We start from the raw sequence: 17,531 nt of genomic DNA on the forward strand, positions 1-17,531 counted from the left end.
GCGAACCTGCTCCGCTCTTGACGGGTTGCCAGCGCCCCAATGTGGCCTTCGGTGCGTTGGACGCACCGAAGGCCACATTGGGTGCGTTGGACGCACCGAAGGCCACATTGGGTGCGTCAGACGCAACCAAGGCCACATTGGGGCGCTGGACCCGCCCTGTGGACAAGCCGCCCGTCACGCCCGGAAGGCGCCGGAACTTGTCGGTGCCTTCCGTTAGCGTGGTTACCGGGGGCGCCGGGCGCGACTTGCCCAGTGCCGGGTGTGCGGATGCTCAGTCCACCGAGCCGTACGGGCGCTGCGACGCACCCTTGTGGCCCTCCGCCTCCCGGCCTTCCTCGGCCGCGATCTCCTCGGCGCCCCGGCGGCCGCTGTCACCCGAATCCGGCTCCGTGTCCGTCGGGGACAGCGTCCCGTCCGCGGCGACTTCGGAGCCGCGCGAGCCGCTCGCCTCGCGGGCCTTATCGGCGGCTTCGGCCGCGGTCGGATCGTCTCCGCCGACGTCCGGGGCCCAGCCGTGGTGGTTCTCCTGTTCGGCCATGACGGCCTCCTCACGTACCCCCTCTACCTCACCGCGTACCCGCAGCGTGCGGGGACAAACCGACATATCGCCGACAGACGCCGGCTGCCCGGCGCGGCCGACGCCGGACCGGACGCCGGGGCCGGTAGAGTTCTCGCGGACCCGTTGAAACGCCAGCGGTGGTCTCGGTTGACGCTGCTGGCGGGCTCTTTCCCCTTGCTCGCCGCTTGACGCATGGGAGGGGTGGGGCTGTGCCGACCACTGGCGACGGCATGGCGGAGCGGGTCGACGAGCTGAACGTCGTCTTGGCCGATCTCGTGGGGGTCCTCGAGTCGGTGTCCGACACGCCAGGGCTGCTCGACGCGGTCTGCGGCGAGGCGGTCCGGGTGGTGCCCGACGCGGACCTGGCGAGCATCGTGGTGGTCCGCGACGGCGCGACCCAGACCGCGGCCTTCACCGACGAGCGCGCCCGGCGCATCGACGACGTCCAGTACGCGGCGGGCGACGGTCCCGGGCTGCTCGCGGCGCTGACGGGCGAGGTCGTGCGGGTCGCGGTCGGCGACACGGGCGAGCGGTGGCCCGAGTTCGTCCTCGCGGCCAAGGAGCTCGGCGTGGGCAGCTACCTGGCGGTACCGCTGCGGGTGGACGACACGCTCGTCGGCGCGATCACGCTGTTCGGCTTCGGCGCGCACGGCTACCACGAGTTCGACACGAAGGTGCTGCGGCTGTTCACGTTGTGCGTGGAGACCGTGCTGCGGCTGACCCGCCGCTACCGGGAAGCCCGCCTGCTCGCCGACGAGCTCCGGCACGCGATGGAGACGCGCGCGGTGATCGAGCAGGCCAAGGGCATGCTGATGCTGATCCACCGGGTCAGCGAGGACGCCGCGATGCAGCGCCTGATCGTCGAGTCGCAGAACACGAACACGAAGCTGCGCGACGTCGCGGCGCGTTTCACGAAGAGGATGAGCTCGGCGGGCGGCGGGCGCCCCTAGCGAAGAGCGCCCCGAGCCCGGCACGCTCCGGGACCGCGCCGGTTCGCTCCAGCGCGTCCCGGACCGTGACGGCGGTCGCCGTCAGCACCGGTTTCCGGAGCCGCCTTTCGAGCTCGGCGAGCAACGGGGTCGTGTGCAGCGCCGTCTCGGGGACGAGCACTGCCTGCGCGTCACCATGGTCGGCGGTCGTGGCGAGCTCGATGATCCGCCGCCGGTCCCACGCGGCGAGCGCGCGGTCCGAGGCGGCGTCTGCCGAGACGGCGTGCACCGTCGTCACGCCCGCCTCCGCGAGGAAATCGGCGAAGACGGCGGTCAGGTCCGGGTGGTACACGGAGGCGAGCGCGACGCGGTCGATGCCCAGCCCCGCCAGGGCGGTGAGGTAGGCCAGCGACGTGCTGCTCGCCGGGACGCCGAGGTGCGCGGTCAGTGCCGCGGCCTGCTCGCGGGCGCCGTCGAGGCCGTGGGTGAAGCTGCAGCTCGAGCAGGCCCAGCTGACCACGTCGGGGGTTACGGCGAACTCGCCGGCGGCTTTCGTCAGCCGTTCGGGCGTCCCGAGCTCGCGCACGGCGGCCGTCTTGCCGGCGGCGTCCAGGTCGTCGACGCGGCCGATGCCCTCGCCCCATTCCACGTAGGCGACGTCGAGGTCGGCGCCGAGCTGGTCGCACAGGGCGGCGAAGTCGTCTTCGCCGCAGTCGCGCGTCGGGTAGAGGAGGCCGATGCGGGTCATGGCTCCATCATGGCGGGCGCCGCGAAGACCGGGACCAGCGCCGGGTCGTTGAACGCCGTGATCCGCGCGATCCGGGGGCCGGTCAGCGTCAGGACCTGGACGCCGTGGGCTTCGAACCGGCCGTCGCCCGTGGCCGCGTACTCGAGCAGGGCCGGCTGGCCGTTCGCCCGCGTCGGCGCCAGCCGCCAGTTCCCGGGGCGCAGGACGCGGCGGCCGAGGAACCCGGCGACGGCGTCCCGGCCGGTGAACCACGTCGGGATCGGCGGCATCTCCAGCTCGACGTCGGCGCGCAGCAACGTCACCAGCGCGCCCGGGTCGGCGCGGACGAACGCGTCGACGTACCGGTCGAGCAGGGGACCCTGCCCGGCCGGTTCCGCCAGGTCCGCCGCCACCGGGCCCGCCTCGGCGAGCCGGCCGCGGGCCCGGCGCAGCGCGCTGTCGACCGCCGCGGGAGTCGTGTCGAGCAGCTCGGCGACTTCGCCGGTGCGGAACGCGAGCACGTCGCGCAGGGTCAGCACGGCCCGCTGCCGGGCGGGCAGGAGCTGCAGCGCGGCGATGAACGCCAGCCGCACGCCGGCGCGGCCGGCCACGACCGCCGCCGGGTCGAGCAGGGCGTCGGGGATCGGCTGGAGCCAGGGCACCGACGGGTCCGCGGCCGCGACCGCCACCCGGTGGTCGTCGGCCGGCGCACCCAGGCCCGACGGTAGCGGCCGCCGGGCCCGGGTCTCCAGCGCGGTCAGGCAGGCTGTGGTGGCGATCTTGTACAGCCAGCGCCGCACCGAAGACCGGCCCTCGAACCCGCCGAAGCCCCGCCACGCGCGCAGGTACGTCTCCTGCACGAGGTCCTCGGCGTCGTGGATCGAGCCGAGCAGGCGGTAGCAGTGCGCGAGCAGCTCGGGCCGGAAGGGTGCGGTCTCGGTGGCGAAGTCGGCCATGGCAGTCAGAGCGTACGCAGCCCGGTGCCGCTGACCTGGTATTCCGCCGCGTCGCCGTCGACGACTTCGAGGACGGCCTTGGCGACCTGCTCCGGCGTCAGGACCGACTCCATGTTCTTCACGAACGTGTCGCGGTCGACGCCGGCACGCGCGGCGTAGCCGTCGACACCGACCGTGCCGAGGCCGGTGAGCGGGGTCAGCTGCGGCAGGAGCGTGGCGAATCGGAGGCCGAGCCCGGCGCGTTCCGACTCGTCGGCGGCGTACGCGCGCAGGTACCGGATCGCGGCCTTCGCGCTGGCGTACCCACCACTGAGCGGCGACCCGCCGATGGCCGCCCCGCTCGACATCGAGACGACGACGCTGCCCGTCTCGAGGGGCTCCCGCAGTGCGGCGCGCGTCCAGGCGAAGACGTGCCGGGTGTCGACGTGCCAGTTGCGGCTGAAGGTTTCCCAGGTCTGTTCGTGCACGGGCGCCATGTGCGGCACGGCTCCCGCGTTGAGGACAAGCAGGCCGGGGCGGTGCTCACGCAGGACGCTCTCGGCGAGGGCGTCATCGGTCGCGTCGGCGGCGACGGGGACGAAGCTCGAGCCGAGTTCTTCGCGCACGGCGTCGAGTTCGGACTCGCTGCGCGCGACGCCGACAACGGTGCGCCCGCCGGCCACGAGCGCGGCGGCGATGGCGCGCCCGAAGCCCCGGCCGGCTCCGGTGACGACGGCGGTGGACTGGGTGGACTGAGTCGACATGGAGTGCTTCCCGGTGGTCGATGCGGTGTGGACCGGATCAAGACCGCCGGGGGAGCGGAAAGCCGTCGCCGAGTGACCCAGTTCACATCGACTTGGCCGAAGGGCGGCGGTGCAGGAGCTCGAACCGCGACCACATCGCCTCCGCGGCCTCGATGGACTCGCTCGTCCGCGCCGGGTCGACCGCTGCCAGTTGGGCCACGATCGCCTGGACCAGGGCCATGCCCGCGGTCAGCGACGGGAAGAACGTCACGCCCTCCGCCGGCACCATCAGCACCTGCTCCACCGCGCCCGCCAGGGCCGGGCTGGCCGCGTCCGTCACGGCGAACACCCGCGCGCCGCGGCTCTTCGCCTCGCTCGCCGCCAGGACCGTGCTCTCGTACAGGCGCCAGAAGCTGATCGCCACCAGCACGTCGTCCGACGTCAGCTTCGCCGTCTGGTTCGCCAGTTCCGCGTCGCCCGCCGTCACCGCGTGGACGTCGTAGCCCGCGAGGCGCGCGTTGTGCGCGAAGGCGATGCCGACCGCCGCGTAGCTTCCGTCGGCGATCACCAGCGTCCGGCGGGCCGCGGCGATCGCGCGGGCGACCTCGCGGAGCACCTCTTCGTCGAAGCGCCGGTTGAGCAGGGCGAGGCTGTCGAGGTCCCGGCGCAGCGACGCCGAGCCCGGCGAGTCGACGCCGCGGTGCTCCTCGGCCACCTGCGGCGCGCTCAGCGACGACATGTACCGGGCCCGCAGCTCCTGCTGCAACGCCGGCCAGCCGGCGAAGCCCAGCGCCTGCGCCGTGCGCGTCACAGTCGCGACGTTGACGCCGGCGAGCTGCGCCAGCTCGGCCGTCGAGCCGAACGAGGCCCGCCTCGGCTGGGAGACCAGCACCTCCACCACCGCCGCCGACTTCGGCCGCAGTCCCCGCTCGGGCAGCCGGTCCCGCAGCCACGCCTCGAAACCGTCGTCGGCTTCCGCCACTTCGTCCCCTCCCTCGGGTCGCGTAGACCGTAACGCAGCGAGGTTGTCTTGCAATGAACGTTGCAAAACTGCGAAAACGCAGTATACGTTGTCGGCACTCCCCGGCGCCCGGACACGGAAGGCGTTCCCCATGACCCTGCTGGCACGACTGGATCGGCTCCCGCTGAGCCGGCCCCACTACAAGCTGCTGCTGATCGGCGGGCTCGGCTACACCTTCGACGGCATGGACTCGGCGGTCGTCGCCTTCCTGCTGCCCAGCGCCAAAGCCGTGTGGCACCTCGACAACGGCCAGCTCGGCCTGATCGGCTCGGCGACGCCGTTCGGCTTCCTCTTCGGCGCGGTCGCCGCGGGCCTGCTCGGCGACCGCATCGGCCGCAAGAAGGTCATGATGTACGCGCTGGCCTTCTACGCGCTGTTCTCCGTCATCGCGTCCTTCTCGCCCAACTACGAGGTCTTCCTCGGCGCGCGGGTGCTCGCCGGGGCGGGCGCCGGCGCGGAAAGCGCCATCATCGCGCCGTTCCTGTCCGAGTTCGTGCCGGCCAAGCGGCGCGGCTGGTTCGTCGGCGCGCTGGCCGGCTTCTTCTCCTTCGGGTTCGTCGCGGCCGCGCTGATCGGCCGGTTCGTCGTCCCGTCGTTCGACGACGGCTGGCGGATCGCGCAGCTCGTCACCGCGCTGCCGATCGTGATGGTGCTGTGGTGGCGCCGATCCCTGCCCGAGTCGCCGCGGTTCCTGCTCGCCCAGGGGCGGTCCGCCGAAGCCGAGAGCGTCGTCGCCAAGATGGAACGCGACGTCGAGAAGGCCACCGGCACGACGCTCCCGCCGGTGCCGCCCGCCGACGCCCAGCCCGCGACCGAGACCCCGAAGGTCAACCTCTTCAGCGCGCTGAAGTTCCTGTGGAGCCCCGCGATGCGGCGCCGGACGGCGGTGATCTGGACCGTCTGGTTCGTGATCACGTTCTCCTACTACGGCTTCTTCTCGTGGATCCCGACGCTGCTGGTGGAACGCGGCATCACCGTGACGAAGAGCTTCGAGTTCTCGATCATCATCTACCTGGCCCAGGTGCCCGGGTACTTCTCCGCCGCGTGGCTGTCCGAACGGCTCGACCGCAAGCACACCATCGCGCTGTACCTCGCGGGCTCGGCCGTGAGCGCGTTCTGGCTGAGCCAGACGAGCGCGCCGTGGTCGATCACGCTCGCCGGGGCCGTGCTTTCGTTCTTCCTCAACGGCACCTACGCCGGCGTGTACTCCTACACGCCCGAAGTGTTCCCGACCTGGATCCGCGCCAGCGGCACCGGCCTGTCCAGCGCGTTCGGCCGGGTCGGCAGCATCCTCGCGCCGACGATCATCGGCCTGTCCGCGGCGAGCCTCGGGTTCGCCGGCGTCTTCGGCCTGACGACGGCGGTGCTGGCGGCGGGCGTGCTCTGCGTGCTCGTCTTCGGCCTGTCGACCGCCGGCCGGTCCCTGGAAGAACTGACCGAACACGGCGCGCCGGTGCGTGCCGCGAAGGAGATGACGAAGTGAGTCTGTCCACAGTGGAGGAGCGAGTGCGCGACGCGATCGGCGTGCGGCTGTTCACGGTGCTGGCGTGGGTGCCCGAACGTCGCGCGTTGCGGCGCGTGCACAGCAGCCACCCGGCGGAGTACCCGGTGGGCGGGGAAAAGACCGTCGAAGTCGCCGCGGGCTGGCTCGAGAAGTGCATCACCGCGCAGGAGCCGTACTTCGGGCCGGACCGCGCGGCGGTGCGCGAGATCTTCGCCGACCACGACCTGATCGAAAGCCTCGGCTGCGGCTCGATCATCAACGTGCCGGTGCTCGCCGGCGGCCGGACGCTCGGGGTGCTCAACATCCTCGACGCGGAAGGCGCTTACGACGAGGATTCCGTGAAGGTGGCCGAATCGCTCGCGCCGCTGGCCGTCTCCGCACTCCTGGAGGAAAAGTGACCGGATCCCTGCTGCTGCGCAACGCCCGGCTGCTCGACCCCGTTTCCGGCGAGTACACCGAGGGTGACCTGCGGTGCGATTCCGGCCGCATCGTCGAGGTGGGCCCCGGTCTCGCGGCCGCTGACGTGCCTTCGGTGGACGTGCGGGGCGCGGTCGTCCTGCCCGGGCTGGTCGACGCGCACGTGCACGTCACCGCGTCGACGGCGGACCTGGGTTCGCTGCCGTCGTCGTCACCGTCCTATGTGGCCGCTCAAGCCGCGCGGACGATGAGCCGCATGCTCGACCGCGGGTTCACCACGGTCCGCGACGCGTCGGGCGCCGACTACGGACTGGCGGACGCCCAGGCGGACGGGCTGTTCCGCGGGCCGCGGCTGCTGTTCTGCGGGCGGGCGCTGAGCCAGACCGGTGGGCACGGCGACAGCCGCACCCGCGGCACCCAGGTCAAGGACGACCACCCGTGCTGCGCGGGGTTGGGCCGGGTGGCCGACGGCGTCGACGCGGTCCGCGCGGCCGCCCGCGACGAACTGCGCAAGGGCGCCCACCACATCAAGGTGATGGCCTCGGGCGGCGTCGCATCCCCGACCGACCGCATCGACTCGACGCAGTATTCGGCGGAGGAGCTGAGCGCGATCGTCGAGGAGGCGACGGCGGCGAACCGTTACGTGGCGGCGCACGCGTACACCGCCCGGGCCGTCAATCGTGCGCTGGAGCTGGGCGTCCGTTCGATCGAGCACGGCAACCTGCTGGACGACCGGAGCGTTTCGCTGTTCCTTTCCCACGACGCTTACCTGGTCCCGACCCTGGTGACGTACTGGGCGCTGAAGGAGGAGGGCCGCGAGCACGGCTTGCCGGAGTCGAGCTGGCGCAAGGTCGACGAGGTCCTGGGCGCGGGTCTGGCGGCGTTGGAGCGAGCGGCTCGCGGCGGCGTGAAGCTGGTCTACGGAACCGACCTCCTGGGCGGGATGCACCGGCACCAGAACCACGAGTTCCGGCTTCGCGGCGAAGTCCAGTCCCCGCTGGAGGTGATCCGCTCGGCGACCTCGACGGCGGCGGACCTGCTGAACCTGACGGGGGAGATCGGGACCCTGGCAGTGGGCGCGCACGCGGACCTGCTGGTGGTGGACGGGGATCCCCTGGAGGACCTCGGGGTGCTGGCGGAGCCGAAGCACTTCCACCACATCATCCAGGGCGGCGAGGTGGTTTCGGGCTGAGGGGTTCGTCGCCCCGGACGGGTTGCTGTCGGGCAATTCACTTGCCTGCTCACTGACTTTTCGGTGCTCACCCTGTAGACAGGGAAGTTCCGGGTACGTCGGGGGGTGTTTCGGGGTGAATGGCGTCAGCGAGGGGGACCGCGGGACGTCGACGGGGGAATCCGGGCAGCACGGCACCCGTTCGCCGGGTACGGCGCGGTTTCCGGGGGTACCGGCCCAGCAGGGCGCCGTCACGGGTGGTCCGCGGCAGTTGCCGCCTCCGCCGGCGCACTTCGTGAGCCGCGGGGAAGAGCTCTCCGATCTCGACGAGCTCACCGGAGCCGAGGAAGAATCCCGTGCGCAGGTGGCGGTCGTCGTCGGCCCCGGCGGGGTGGGGAAGACCGCGCTGGCCGTCACGTGGGCGGGCGGCCACGCACACCGTTTTCCCGACGGCCAGCTCTACACCGATCTGCGGGGCTTTTCCGCGGAGACGGCCGTGGCGCCGGACGAGGTCCTGGGCGAGTTCCTGCGCGCGCTGGGAGTCGAGCCGGAGCGGGTCCCGGCCGGGCTGGCCGAGCAGGTCGGGTTGTACCGGACGGTGACCGCGGAGCGCCGGTTGCTGGTGGTGCTGGACAACGCGGTGTCGACGGCACAGGTGCGCCCGCTGATCCCGGCCTCGGCCGGCTGCGCGGTGGTGGTGACGAGCCGGCTCCGGCTGGACGGGCTGGTGGCCGACGGCGCGCGGTTCGTGGACGTGGCGCCGTTGCCGCCGGAAGACGCGGTCGCGTTGCTCGGCCGGACGCTGGGGCGGCGCCGGGCCGACGCGGAGCCGGCGGCGGTGGCGGAACTGGCGGAGCTGTGCGGCCGGTTCCCGATCACGTTGCGGGTGGCGGCGGCGCGGCTGGCGGCCCGGCCGCGCTGGCCGGTGTCGCGGGTGGCGGACCAGCTGCGCGACGAGCGTTCCCGGCTCGCGACGCTGTCCCGGCTGGCGGGCGCCGAAGACTCGGCGACCGCGGCGTTCGACTGGTCCTACCGCGAGCTTCCCGAGCACGTGGCGGTGTTGTACCGGTTGATGGCCGAGCTCCCGGTCCCGGAGTTCGCCGCCGACCTGGCGGTCGCGGTCACCGGGATGCCCGAGGGCGACGTGCGCGACGCGGTGGAGGTGCTGGCCGACGCGAGCCTGATCGAGGAGGTCGACCTCGACCGCTACCGCTTCCACGACCTGGTCCGGCTGCACGCGCGGGCCCAGCGGGACGAGGGCCGCTTCGAGGTTGTTCCGCGCGCGAGCGCCTGGTACCTGCGGGAGCTGACGCGCGCGAACCTCGTGGTGATCCCGATGCGCTGGCGCGTGAGCCCGGTCGCCGAGGAACTGCGGGACGAGCCGGCACCGTTCGCCACGGCCGGCGAGGCTCTGGACTGGCTGGCCGCCGAGCTGCCGAACGTGCTGCCACTGCTCGAGGACGCGGTGGCCGAACGGCACGACGAGCTCGCGTGGCAGCTCTGCGAAGCGTTGTGGGAGCTGCTGCTCCGCCGCAAGTACTACCCGGAGTGGCTGCGTTCGCACGAACTCGGGATCACGGCGGCGCAGCGCTGCCGCAACCGGGTGGCGGAGTCCCGGCTGCGGTACCAGCTCGGCCGGGCCCACCTGGATCTCGGTCACCTCGATCCGGCGGAGCGCGAGACGCGCCGGGCGGCGGAGCTGGCGCGGGAGGCCGGGGACCGCCGCAACGAATCCGCCGCCCTGGAACAGCTGGCGCTGATCGCCCAGAACCGCGGTGACGTCGACGCGGCGGTGGTGCTGTTCACCGACAGCCTGCACATCGAAGAAGAGCTGGGCATCGACCGCGGGGTGGCGGCCCGGCACTGGCGGATCGGGGAGGCCTTGCTGCGGGACGGCCGCGAAGCGGGCGCGACGCGGCACCTGGAGGCGGCCACGCAGCTGTTCACCGGGATCGGCGACGAACGAGGCGCGGCCTGGGCGGCTCTCGGGCTGGCCCGGATCGACGCGCGATCCGGGCGTCCCGACGTGGCCGTGCGGCGGCTGGAACGAGCCCGCGAGGTGCTGGGGCAGCCGGGTTCAGCGGTGCACGAGGCGAATGTGCTGCTCGCGCTGGCCGAGGTCACCCAAGCGGACGTCCAGCGTGCCCGGCGATACCTCCTGGAAGCGGCGGACCTGCTGGCCGACGTCGGCGGCGAGGTGCTGTCGCGTGTCCAGGCCGCGCTGGACGCCCTCGATGGACGCGAGGGCAGCTAGCCGCCGCCCGGTGATCAGCCACAGATAGGCGGCGACCGCGGCGAGTTCGGTGGGGCCGGCACCGACGAAGGTGGTGTCGCCGAGGTGGTCGCCGAGCAGCAGGCCGGCCGTCTCGACCGGGACGGCGGCCACGGTGAGCCCGGGCAGCCGGTCGAAAAGAGCGGCCAGGACGGCTCGCCCGTCGGCGTCGCCGGGGACGGCCGGCGCGATGACCGCGTCGGCGAGCGAGGTGCGTCCGGACGTGGTGGCGGTGAGGAGCATGCCGTGGCGGGTGCCGCACGCGTAGTGCCAGCTGGTCATGCGGTCACCGGCTTCGGCAGCGGAACGGGGGAGACGGGCACCGCGCGCGCGGGCTCCGGGATGCCGAGCAGCCGGTACATCGTGCGGCGCAGGATGTACCCGGTCCGGCCGGGCCGCGAGCTGAGCAATCCGCGGACGAGGCCGGGCAGCCCGACGGCGTCGCGCGCTTCGGCCGCGGCGCGCAGCTGGGGCGCCAGAGGCCGGCCGGGTTGCCAGCGCGGTGCGTGCCGGGAAAGGACCTCGGCCGGACTGCCGGGCAGGAGCGGCTGATCGGGGTTGTCGGCGAGCAGGATCGACGTGCCCGTGGCGGCGGCGTAGCCGGTGACGGATCCGTAGTCGCCGAGCACGTGGTCCGCGGCGGCCAGCGCCGCGCGCCACCCTTCGTCGGGTGGCACCAGGACGAGCCCGGCGCGCAGCGCGTCGGCGAGCCAGGAGCGGACCTGCCGGGAACCGTGGTGCGACCAGATCGCCGGGTGCAGCGCGCCGACGACGCGGAAGCGGTCCGGGGGCAGCTCGGCCACGACGCGGTCGAACAGGTCGGGGTGGCGGCCGAACGCCGACCGCGGTGACCAGGTCGACGTCACCACGACGACCTCCTGCGCGCCGGTGGCACCGAGCGCCCGCCGGTACTGGTCGCGGTACGGGAGGCTCGCGGTGAGCCGGTCGAGGGCGATGTCACCGGCGACGACCGCGGCGGGCAGCGCGGGCGGGCACAGCTCGGCCAGCAGGTCGTGTTCGCGGTCGTGGACCAGGACGATCGCGGCGGCGCGGACTCGCCCGGCGCGCAGCAGCTGGTCCGGTCCGAGACCCACCTGGTGCCGGCCGCCCGTGGGCGGCCGCCAGGGCTGGTACTGCCCGAAGCCACCGCCGTGCGGGACCAGCAGGACCGGCGCGGCCAGTTCGTCGAGACCACGGGTGCTGCCGGCGAGGACGAGGTCGACGTCGCTGCGGCGGGCCTGGGACCAGGGGAGCACCGTGCCGCCCTCCGCACGGAGAAAATCGTGGGTGGCCTGCCAGCCGTCGCCGGTTTCCGGGCTGGTGAACGCGATCTGGATGCGGTGGTCGGCTTCGAGCAGGGGCAGCAGGTCCAGCAACCGGGTGCCGGCCACGATGTGCGGCACGAGGACGAGAACGGATTTCGTCCCCAGCCGGGTGGCGAAGTGTGCGTCGGCGGTTCCGATGGGGCTGCGCACCCAGGTGCTCTCGGCCATCGCGGTCTCCTCGGGTCGTGTCCAGTTGTTGTCACGAATTTCGGGGACCGGGTTGAGAAAGGCCTTTCGGCCTGTGCTTTCGTCGCTTGACAATTGATCAACGACGGTCGTCAGTAAGTCTTCTCCAGGGCTCTGACGTGGTCCTTTGGCGGAATCAATGGGAAAGTGATCGGGGCGGAGCGGGTGGTGGACGGTGTTCACCGCGGGGGAAGGGGGCAGGGTGGAAATCGTGTTCGGAATTCTCGGGCAAACGGCCTTGCTGCTGCACGGGAAAGTGGCCGTGAAGTGGGCGCAGCCGCGTTCGAGGCAGGTCCTCGCCGCGTTGCTGACGCGGCCGGGCCGGCGGTTTTCCGTCGACGACGTCGTGGAATGGGTGTGGGCCGACGACGAGAGCGTGCCGCGGGGAGCACTGGCCACCCTGCACCAGAACGCCGCGCACCTGCGACAGGCCTTGCAGGCGAACGGGATCGCCGCGCACGTCGGGATCGGCAAGAGCGGGTGCGTGGTGGAGATCGACCCCGCGCTGGTCGATCACGTCGCGTTCGACCGCGTGATGGTGACCGCGCGGGAACTGCGTGACCGGGGTGACCACCACCGGGCCCACGTCGAGGCGCAGGCGGCGATGCGGCTGTGGCGCGACGAGCCGCTAGCCGACCTGCGGACGCGGCGGGCCGCCGGCTGGCGCGCGCAGTGGCTGCGCAGCCAGTGGCTCCCGGCGAACGCCTTCCTGGTGGCCGAACTGCTGGCCGTGGGGCAGGCCGACGTGGCGCTCGGCCGGCTGATGGAGCTCGAGCGCGCCCATCCCCTCGAGCTGAGCCTGGCGAAGCTGCGGGTCCGGGCCTTGGCCGCGGCGGATCGCCCGGGCGAGGTGACCGAGTTCTACCTCACGATGCGCCGCCAGTACCTCGACGCGGGCGAACTGCGGGCCGCGGACGAACTCCGGGCGGTGCACGAGGAGGTGATCACCGGCGAAGGCACCTTCCCGCGCCAGGTGGTGCGGGTTCGCTCCCCGGAAGCGGCCGAGGAGCCGGGCGGCCCGCCGGTGTGGCACGTCCCGCCGGACTCGGACGAACTCGAAGGGCGTTCCGAGCTGCTCGCCGAGCTCGACGCGTTCACCTCCGACTCGAGCGGGGCGCCCCGCCGCGGCGTGGTCGTGGTGACCGGCGGGCCGGGCGTGGGCAAGTCCGCCGCGGTGGTGCGGTGGGCGCACCGGGCGCGGCGCCGGTTCCCGCACGGCGTCGTCCTGCTGGACCTGCGTGGGGACAGCCAGGCGACGGCCGCGGACAGCGGTGAGGTCGTGGACACGCTGCTGTCGTTGCTGGACTTCCCGGTCGACCGGGTGGTGAACCCGGTGGCGCGGGCCGCGAAACTGTCGGCGCTGCTGCAACGGCGGCCGTTGTCGGTGATCCTCGACAACGTCCGCAGCCGTGAACAGGTCGCCCCGCTGCTGGGCGTGCTAGCCGCGTGCACCGTGCTGGTGGTTTCGCGGTGGCGGCTGCCGTCGTTGGCCGCGACGGTGTCACCGCCGGTGGTGACCGTGCGACCACTGGCCGCCCGCGAGGCGACATCGATGCTGGACCGCCGGATCGGCCGGCGCGCCCGGGAGGACCGCCGCGGCGCGGCCGAACTGGTGCGCCTGTGCCGGGGGAATCCGCTGGCGCTCACCCTGGTGGCCGACCGTGCGCTGGCGCGCACGGGCATGTCGCTGCCGATGTTGGCCGGGCTGCTGCGCGACGCCGACCTGCTGCTGGACCTGGGGGACGAGGGCGACTGGCCGCAGCGGAGCCTGCGGGCGGCGTTCACCGTGTCGTACCAGGCGTTGGAAGCGGGCGAGCGGCGCGCGCTCGCGGTGATCGGGCTGCACCCGGGTGCGGAGGTCACGGCCGAAGCCGTCGCGGCGGCGGACGGGCGCCCGCTGGCCGCGGTCCGTCGTTCTCTCGACGTCCTGGTGGCGGCGCACCTGCTCGAACACCCCGGCAACCTCGACCGCTACCGCGTCCACGACCTCCTGCACGCCTACGCCGCGTCGGTCGCGGCTCAGCTGGACGACGTCGTCGCGGTCCGGCGCCGGATGTTCGAGTTCTTCCTGCTGATGGCCCGCGACGCCCATCGCCTGGTGTTCCCGCACAAGCCTCCGCCGCCGCTGCCCGCCACGACACTGGCGTGGCCGGGCGCCGGTTTCGGCAGCGCGACAGCGGCCCGGCAGTGGATGATCCGCGAGAAGAACCTGCTGGCCGAGGTCGTGGCCCGGGCCGCCGCGGTGGGCTTGCACGAGATCGCCTACCACCTTCCGGCACTGTTCGCCGAACTGTTCGTGGCCAAGGGTTTCTTCGCCGACGCGATCAGTTGCCTGACGATCGCGGCCGGCAGCGTCGAAACGGTCCTCGCCGACGCCGGCGGTGACGACCCGCACTTGCGGCAGGTACTGGGATCGCACCTGAACGATCTCGGGGTCGCCCTGATGCACCAAGGGGAGGAGCGGGAGGCGGAGCGGTACCTCCGGCGTGCGCTGGACCTGGCCGAGGGGTTCCCGCTGGGCCGGATCGCCGCGACGTTGAACCTGGCCCGGTGGCACCTGCGGGCCGGCCGGGCGACGGAAGCCGCGGTGCTGTGCCGATTGGCGCTGGAGCTGGCCTACGAGCTGGGGGAACCGTCCTTGTGCGCCGTCGCGGCGCACCGGCTCGCGAACGCACTGGTGGAGGCGCGGGGGTTCGAGCAGGAGGCACTGGAGCTGTATGCCGAGGCGCTGGACCACCTGCGTGACTCACCCGATGCGACGACGCGGCTGGAGATCCACACCGCGCGGGGATCGCTGTTGATCGATCTGGGGCGGCTGGCCGAGGCCGACGAGCAGTGCCGGCTCGCTTCCGAGCTGACGTCCGCCAGCTTGAGCCTGTCGTCGGTGATGAAGCTGAACACCGTCCTGGCCAGGCTGAGACACGAACAAGGCAACGCGCGGGCGGCCTTGTGGTACGCCCATCGCGCGGTCGAACTGGCCGATCGCACCGGACACGCGACGGGACAGGCCAGGGCGTTGTCTGCGCTGGCCACGATCCTGCGCGAGCACGGAAACCGGGTGGTCGCGCGAGCGCTGTGGCTGCAGGCGGCGGAGCTCTACCGGGGCCGCGCGCGGGACACCCGGGTGGCGGAACTCGGCGAGCTGATCGACGAACTGGACGCGACGGAGGCGGTCATCCCGGTCGCGCGGGACGGTGAGCGGGACACGGTGGCGATGCTGCCGCCACCACGGTGGGAATCCGAGCGGTAACTGTCCCGCGGATGGGAATCCCGCATCGGCTCGGTGCGTGTTTCGCTTGCCATGGCGACGATTCGGCTCGTGTCCGTCCACAGTGGTCTCAGCCTTCGGTGTAGTGGTGTCAACCGGATGGGACACCGAGACTGGAAGCGTGCGCGCGAATCGCCGGCCGTTGCGGTCGTCACAAAAATCCGGACTCGCGTCACGTCCGGCGACCGAAGCCGTTCCCCTTGGCAAGGACACCGCACCGGGGAGCGGAGCAGGCCATGAGCACGGATCGACCACACGAGCGACCCGGCGCCACCCCGGCGGCGGTGTGCCCGCCGGGGCCGATGCCGTTGGCTGGAGGTGGACCGCGTGAGACGCGAGCCCGCGAGACCGGCCGCGTCACCACGCACACGGATCGGCTGTTCGGGGCGGCGATGGTCTGGTGAGTGACGAGCACAGAGCGCGTCCCCCCGATCCCGTTCCCGCCGAGATCCCCGACGACGTCGTGCGGGAGATCGTGGCCGGTTACGCGGCCGGCGAGACCATCGAGGGCCTGGTCGCGCGCCTTCCCTACAGTTACCGCAAGATCCGCACCGCGCTGCTCGACGCCGGTGTCACCCTGCGCCCGCCGCAGATCCTGCCGCCGCCGACGCCTCCGGGCCTGGTCAACGCGTACCTTGACGGGCGCTCGATTCGGCAGCTCGCGACCACGTATGGCCTGTCCTACACCCAGACCCGCAACATTCTGCTCGCCGAGGGTGTCGAACTCCGCCGCCGCGGCCAGCCATGACTCCGGGTTGCGCCGGGTCTGCAGCAAGTGCTGACAGAACCCGACGCAGCCCGGCGGAGTGTGTGCTGGTGGGCTCACCGGAACATGATGATCCACCAGAATGGCTTTGTGCCCAAGGTGCTCTCCTTCGCAATCAGGGACCGCTGGCACGCCCGCTCCTTGGTGGATCGGGTCAATCTTTGCCCCGACACAACTTCATGGCTTGGCGGGGTGGGACTCGTTCGACGGTCAGGCTTTCGTGATGCGCTCACGTTACTCGGGGTGGATCGGGTCAATCATCGGGGTATCTCTTCGCCCGGTAGACACGGTCGAGGAAATATCACCCAATGGCCTGACCAGGAAGAATTCGCTGTGTATTCGTTGCGCCGGGTGCTCCACAGTAGAGCTTCACTGAGCTGCAGACTCCTGCGATGGCAGGGACTTCGCACTTCGAACGGGTCTGCGCTGACTCGGACAGAGCAATGCAGCCACCTGTTCGAGCGTCTGCATTGCTCTTGGTCTCACTCCGCCGGCTAGAAGCGAAAAAAATTCACCCTAAAGGGTGGTGCTACCAGTTGCGGAGTGCGGGTGCGTACCCCGCCGGTTTGTCGCCCACCTTCAGGTTCGGGCTCACGATCCAGTTCTGGTACTGCGCGGTGAACATCCGGTACACCGACGCCGGCGGCACCGCGCTCGCCTCGTCCAGTACCGCCCGCAGCTCGGCCGGGATCTCGAAGTCCAAGGCCGCCATGCTCTTGCCCAGCTGCTCCGCGCTGCTCGCGCCGACGATCGCCGAGGCGATGCCCGGCTGGGTTGCCACCCAGTTGATCGCCACCTGGGCCATCGTGACGCCCAGCTTGCTCGCGACCTCTTCGAGGGGCTTCAGCAGCTGCCAGTCGCGCTCGGTCCAGGTCTGGCCGTCGCCGAGGCGGCCCGTGCCGCCGTCGCGGTACTTGCCCGTCAGGAAGCCGCCCGCCAGGGGGCTCCACGCCGTGACGCCGAGGCCGAGGTTCTGTCCCATCGGGACGTGCTCGGTCTCGATTTCCCGCTGCACCAGCGAATACGGCAGCTGCAGGTTGACCATCGGCGCCAGCGAGTGTGCTTCGGCGTACGTTTGCGCCTTCGCCGCGTACCACGCCGGCACGTCGGACAGGCCGGGGTAGCGGATCTTGCCCGCGCGGACGAGGTCGTCGAGCGTGCGGACGACCTCCTCGACCGGGGTGAGCCGGTCCCACGTGTGCAGCAGGAAGAGGTCGACGTAGTCCGTGCCCAGCCGGCGCAGCGACGCCTCGAGCGCGCGGATCATGTGCTTGCGGCCGTTGCCGCCCGCGTTGGGGTCGCCGGGGTCGACGCTGTTGGTGAACTTCGTGGTGAGCACGACGCGCTCGCGCACGTTCGCTTCGGCGATGAGCTTGCCGAGGATGGTTTCGCTTTCGCCCGCGGTGTAGAAGTCCGCCGTGTCCACGAAGTTGCCGCCCGCGTCGAGGTACTTGCGGAAGATCGGGCGGACCTCGTCCTCGGTCTTCCCGTAGGCGGCGTGGAAACCGCCGGTGCCGAAGTTCATCGTCCCGAGCGCGAGCCGGCTGACGCGCAGGCCCGAGCGGCCGAGGAGGTAGTACTGATCGAGTGCCATGACCTCAGCGTGCCGACCGGATTTTGGACCCGCAAGTCCATTCTGCGAGCGCCCCAATGTGGCGTTGGTTGCGTGCCACGCACCCAATGTGGCGTTCGGTGCGTCCCACGCACC

14 protein-coding genes are annotated in these 17,531 nt (G+C 72.0%); 7 read left to right on the top strand and 7 right to left on the bottom strand.

Annotated elements, in window-relative coordinates; all coding sequences use genetic code 11:
* Positions 1-271: 271 nt before the first annotated feature.
* Positions 272-538, bottom strand: a complete 267-nt coding sequence (locus AB0M83_RS45725) for a hypothetical protein (RefSeq protein ID WP_364528093.1) — start codon at positions 536-538, stop codon at positions 272-274.
* A gap of 251 nt (positions 539-789) precedes the next feature.
* Between AB0M83_RS45725 and AB0M83_RS45730 the strand changes: the two genes are divergently transcribed.
* On the top strand, positions 790-1,509 hold the full coding sequence (locus tag AB0M83_RS45730) for a GAF and ANTAR domain-containing protein (protein ID WP_364528129.1): 720 nt from the start codon (positions 790-792) through the stop codon (positions 1,507-1,509).
* Here the strand turns inward: AB0M83_RS45730 and AB0M83_RS45735 are convergent.
* The 4 genes from AB0M83_RS45735 to AB0M83_RS45750 all read right to left on the bottom strand — a co-directional run bounded on the left by AB0M83_RS45735 (position 1,469) and on the right by AB0M83_RS45750 (position 4,875).
* Positions 1,469-2,236 carry a decarboxylase gene (locus AB0M83_RS45735; protein WP_364528096.1) on the bottom strand — a complete coding sequence of 256 codons (768 nt, stop codon included), beginning with the start codon at positions 2,234-2,236 and terminating at the stop codon, positions 1,469-1,471. The two genes, AB0M83_RS45730 and AB0M83_RS45735, sit on opposite strands and share 41 nt — an antisense overlap.
* Positions 2,233-3,171: an RNA polymerase subunit sigma-70 gene (locus AB0M83_RS45740; RefSeq protein ID WP_364528099.1), complete on the bottom strand. Its 939-nt coding sequence runs from the start codon at positions 3,169-3,171 to the stop codon at positions 2,233-2,235. Before AB0M83_RS45740 ends, AB0M83_RS45735 begins: the two co-directional genes overlap by 4 nt.
* 5 nt (positions 3,172-3,176) lie before the next feature.
* Positions 3,177-3,914: an SDR family oxidoreductase gene (locus tag AB0M83_RS45745; RefSeq protein WP_364528102.1), complete on the bottom strand. Its 738-nt coding sequence runs from the start codon at positions 3,912-3,914 to the stop codon at positions 3,177-3,179.
* 82 nt (positions 3,915-3,996) lie between these two features.
* Positions 3,997-4,875 carry a MurR/RpiR family transcriptional regulator gene (locus AB0M83_RS45750; protein ID WP_364528105.1) on the bottom strand — a complete coding sequence of 293 codons (879 nt, stop codon included), beginning with the start codon at positions 4,873-4,875 and terminating at the stop codon, positions 3,997-3,999.
* Between the two features lie 130 nt (positions 4,876-5,005).
* On the opposite strand from AB0M83_RS45750, the gene AB0M83_RS45755 reads away from it, so the two are divergent.
* The 4 genes from AB0M83_RS45755 to AB0M83_RS45770 all read left to right on the top strand — a co-directional run bounded on the left by AB0M83_RS45755 (position 5,006) and on the right by AB0M83_RS45770 (position 10,260).
* Positions 5,006-6,397 carry an MFS transporter gene (locus AB0M83_RS45755; RefSeq protein ID WP_364528108.1) on the top strand — a complete coding sequence of 464 codons (1,392 nt, stop codon included), beginning with the start codon at positions 5,006-5,008 and terminating at the stop codon, positions 6,395-6,397.
* Entirely contained in the window at positions 6,394-6,816 is a 423-nt protein-coding gene (locus AB0M83_RS45760) for a GAF domain-containing protein (protein ID WP_364528111.1), read from the top strand. Before AB0M83_RS45755 ends, AB0M83_RS45760 begins: the two co-directional genes overlap by 4 nt.
* Positions 6,813-8,027, top strand: a complete 1,215-nt coding sequence (locus AB0M83_RS45765) for an amidohydrolase family protein (RefSeq protein ID WP_364528114.1) — start codon at positions 6,813-6,815, stop codon at positions 8,025-8,027. The genes AB0M83_RS45760 and AB0M83_RS45765 overlap by 4 nt, the downstream gene beginning before the upstream one ends.
* 274 nt (positions 8,028-8,301) lie before the next feature.
* Positions 8,302-10,260, top strand: coding sequence for a tetratricopeptide repeat protein (locus AB0M83_RS45770; protein WP_364528117.1), 1,959 nt, complete (start codon positions 8,302-8,304; stop codon positions 10,258-10,260).
* Between the two features lie 296 nt (positions 10,261-10,556).
* Here the strand turns inward: AB0M83_RS45770 and AB0M83_RS45775 are convergent, their stop codons facing one another.
* Positions 10,557-11,771: a hypothetical protein gene (locus AB0M83_RS45775; RefSeq protein ID WP_364528120.1), complete on the bottom strand. Its 1,215-nt coding sequence runs from the start codon at positions 11,769-11,771 to the stop codon at positions 10,557-10,559.
* A 229-nt stretch (positions 11,772-12,000) separates the two neighbouring features.
* Here AB0M83_RS45775 and AB0M83_RS45780 point away from each other — a divergent pair, with 229 nt between their 5' ends.
* Together AB0M83_RS45780 and AB0M83_RS45785 are read left to right on the top strand one after the other, a co-directional pair.
* Positions 12,001-15,039, top strand: a complete 3,039-nt coding sequence (locus tag AB0M83_RS45780) for a BTAD domain-containing putative transcriptional regulator (RefSeq protein ID WP_364528123.1) — start codon at positions 12,001-12,003, stop codon at positions 15,037-15,039.
* A gap of 418 nt (positions 15,040-15,457) precedes the next feature.
* Positions 15,458-15,805, top strand: a complete 348-nt coding sequence (locus tag AB0M83_RS45785; protein ID WP_364528126.1) for a hypothetical protein — start codon at positions 15,458-15,460, stop codon at positions 15,803-15,805.
* A 547-nt stretch (positions 15,806-16,352) separates the two neighbouring features.
* On the opposite strand, the gene AB0M83_RS45790 is transcribed toward AB0M83_RS45785, so the two are convergent.
* Complete coding sequence (locus tag AB0M83_RS45790; protein ID WP_364528127.1) at positions 16,353-17,417, bottom strand: aldo/keto reductase; 1,065 nt, start codon at positions 17,415-17,417, stop codon at positions 16,353-16,355.
* Positions 17,418-17,531 lie beyond the last annotated feature (114 nt).

This window comes from Amycolatopsis sp. NPDC051106 (assembly GCF_040682775.1).
Taxonomy (GTDB): domain Bacteria; phylum Actinomycetota; class Actinomycetes; order Mycobacteriales; family Pseudonocardiaceae; genus Amycolatopsis.

Excerpts from the sequence above, each read along its gene's own strand:
- AB0M83_RS45725 (WP_364528093.1), bottom strand. The coding sequence starts at position 538 with ATGGCCGAACAGGAGAACCACCACGGCTGGGCCCCGGACGTCGGCGGA.
- AB0M83_RS45730 (WP_364528129.1), top strand. The coding sequence starts at position 790 with ATGGCGGAGCGGGTCGACGAGCTGAACGTCGTCTTGGCCGATCTCGTG.
- AB0M83_RS45735 (WP_364528096.1), bottom strand. The coding sequence starts at position 2,236 with ATGACCCGCATCGGCCTCCTCTACCCGACGCGCGACTGCGGCGAAGAC.
- AB0M83_RS45740 (WP_364528099.1), bottom strand. The coding sequence starts at position 3,171 with ATGGCCGACTTCGCCACCGAGACCGCACCCTTCCGGCCCGAGCTGCTC.
- AB0M83_RS45745 (WP_364528102.1), bottom strand. The coding sequence starts at position 3,914 with ATGTCGACTCAGTCCACCCAGTCCACCGCCGTCGTCACCGGAGCCGGC.
- AB0M83_RS45755 (WP_364528108.1), top strand. The coding sequence starts at position 5,006 with ATGACCCTGCTGGCACGACTGGATCGGCTCCCGCTGAGCCGGCCCCAC.
- AB0M83_RS45775 (WP_364528120.1), bottom strand. The coding sequence starts at position 11,771 with ATGGCCGAGAGCACCTGGGTGCGCAGCCCCATCGGAACCGCCGACGCA.
- AB0M83_RS45790 (WP_364528127.1), bottom strand. The coding sequence starts at position 17,417 with ATGGCACTCGATCAGTACTACCTCCTCGGCCGCTCGGGCCTGCGCGTC.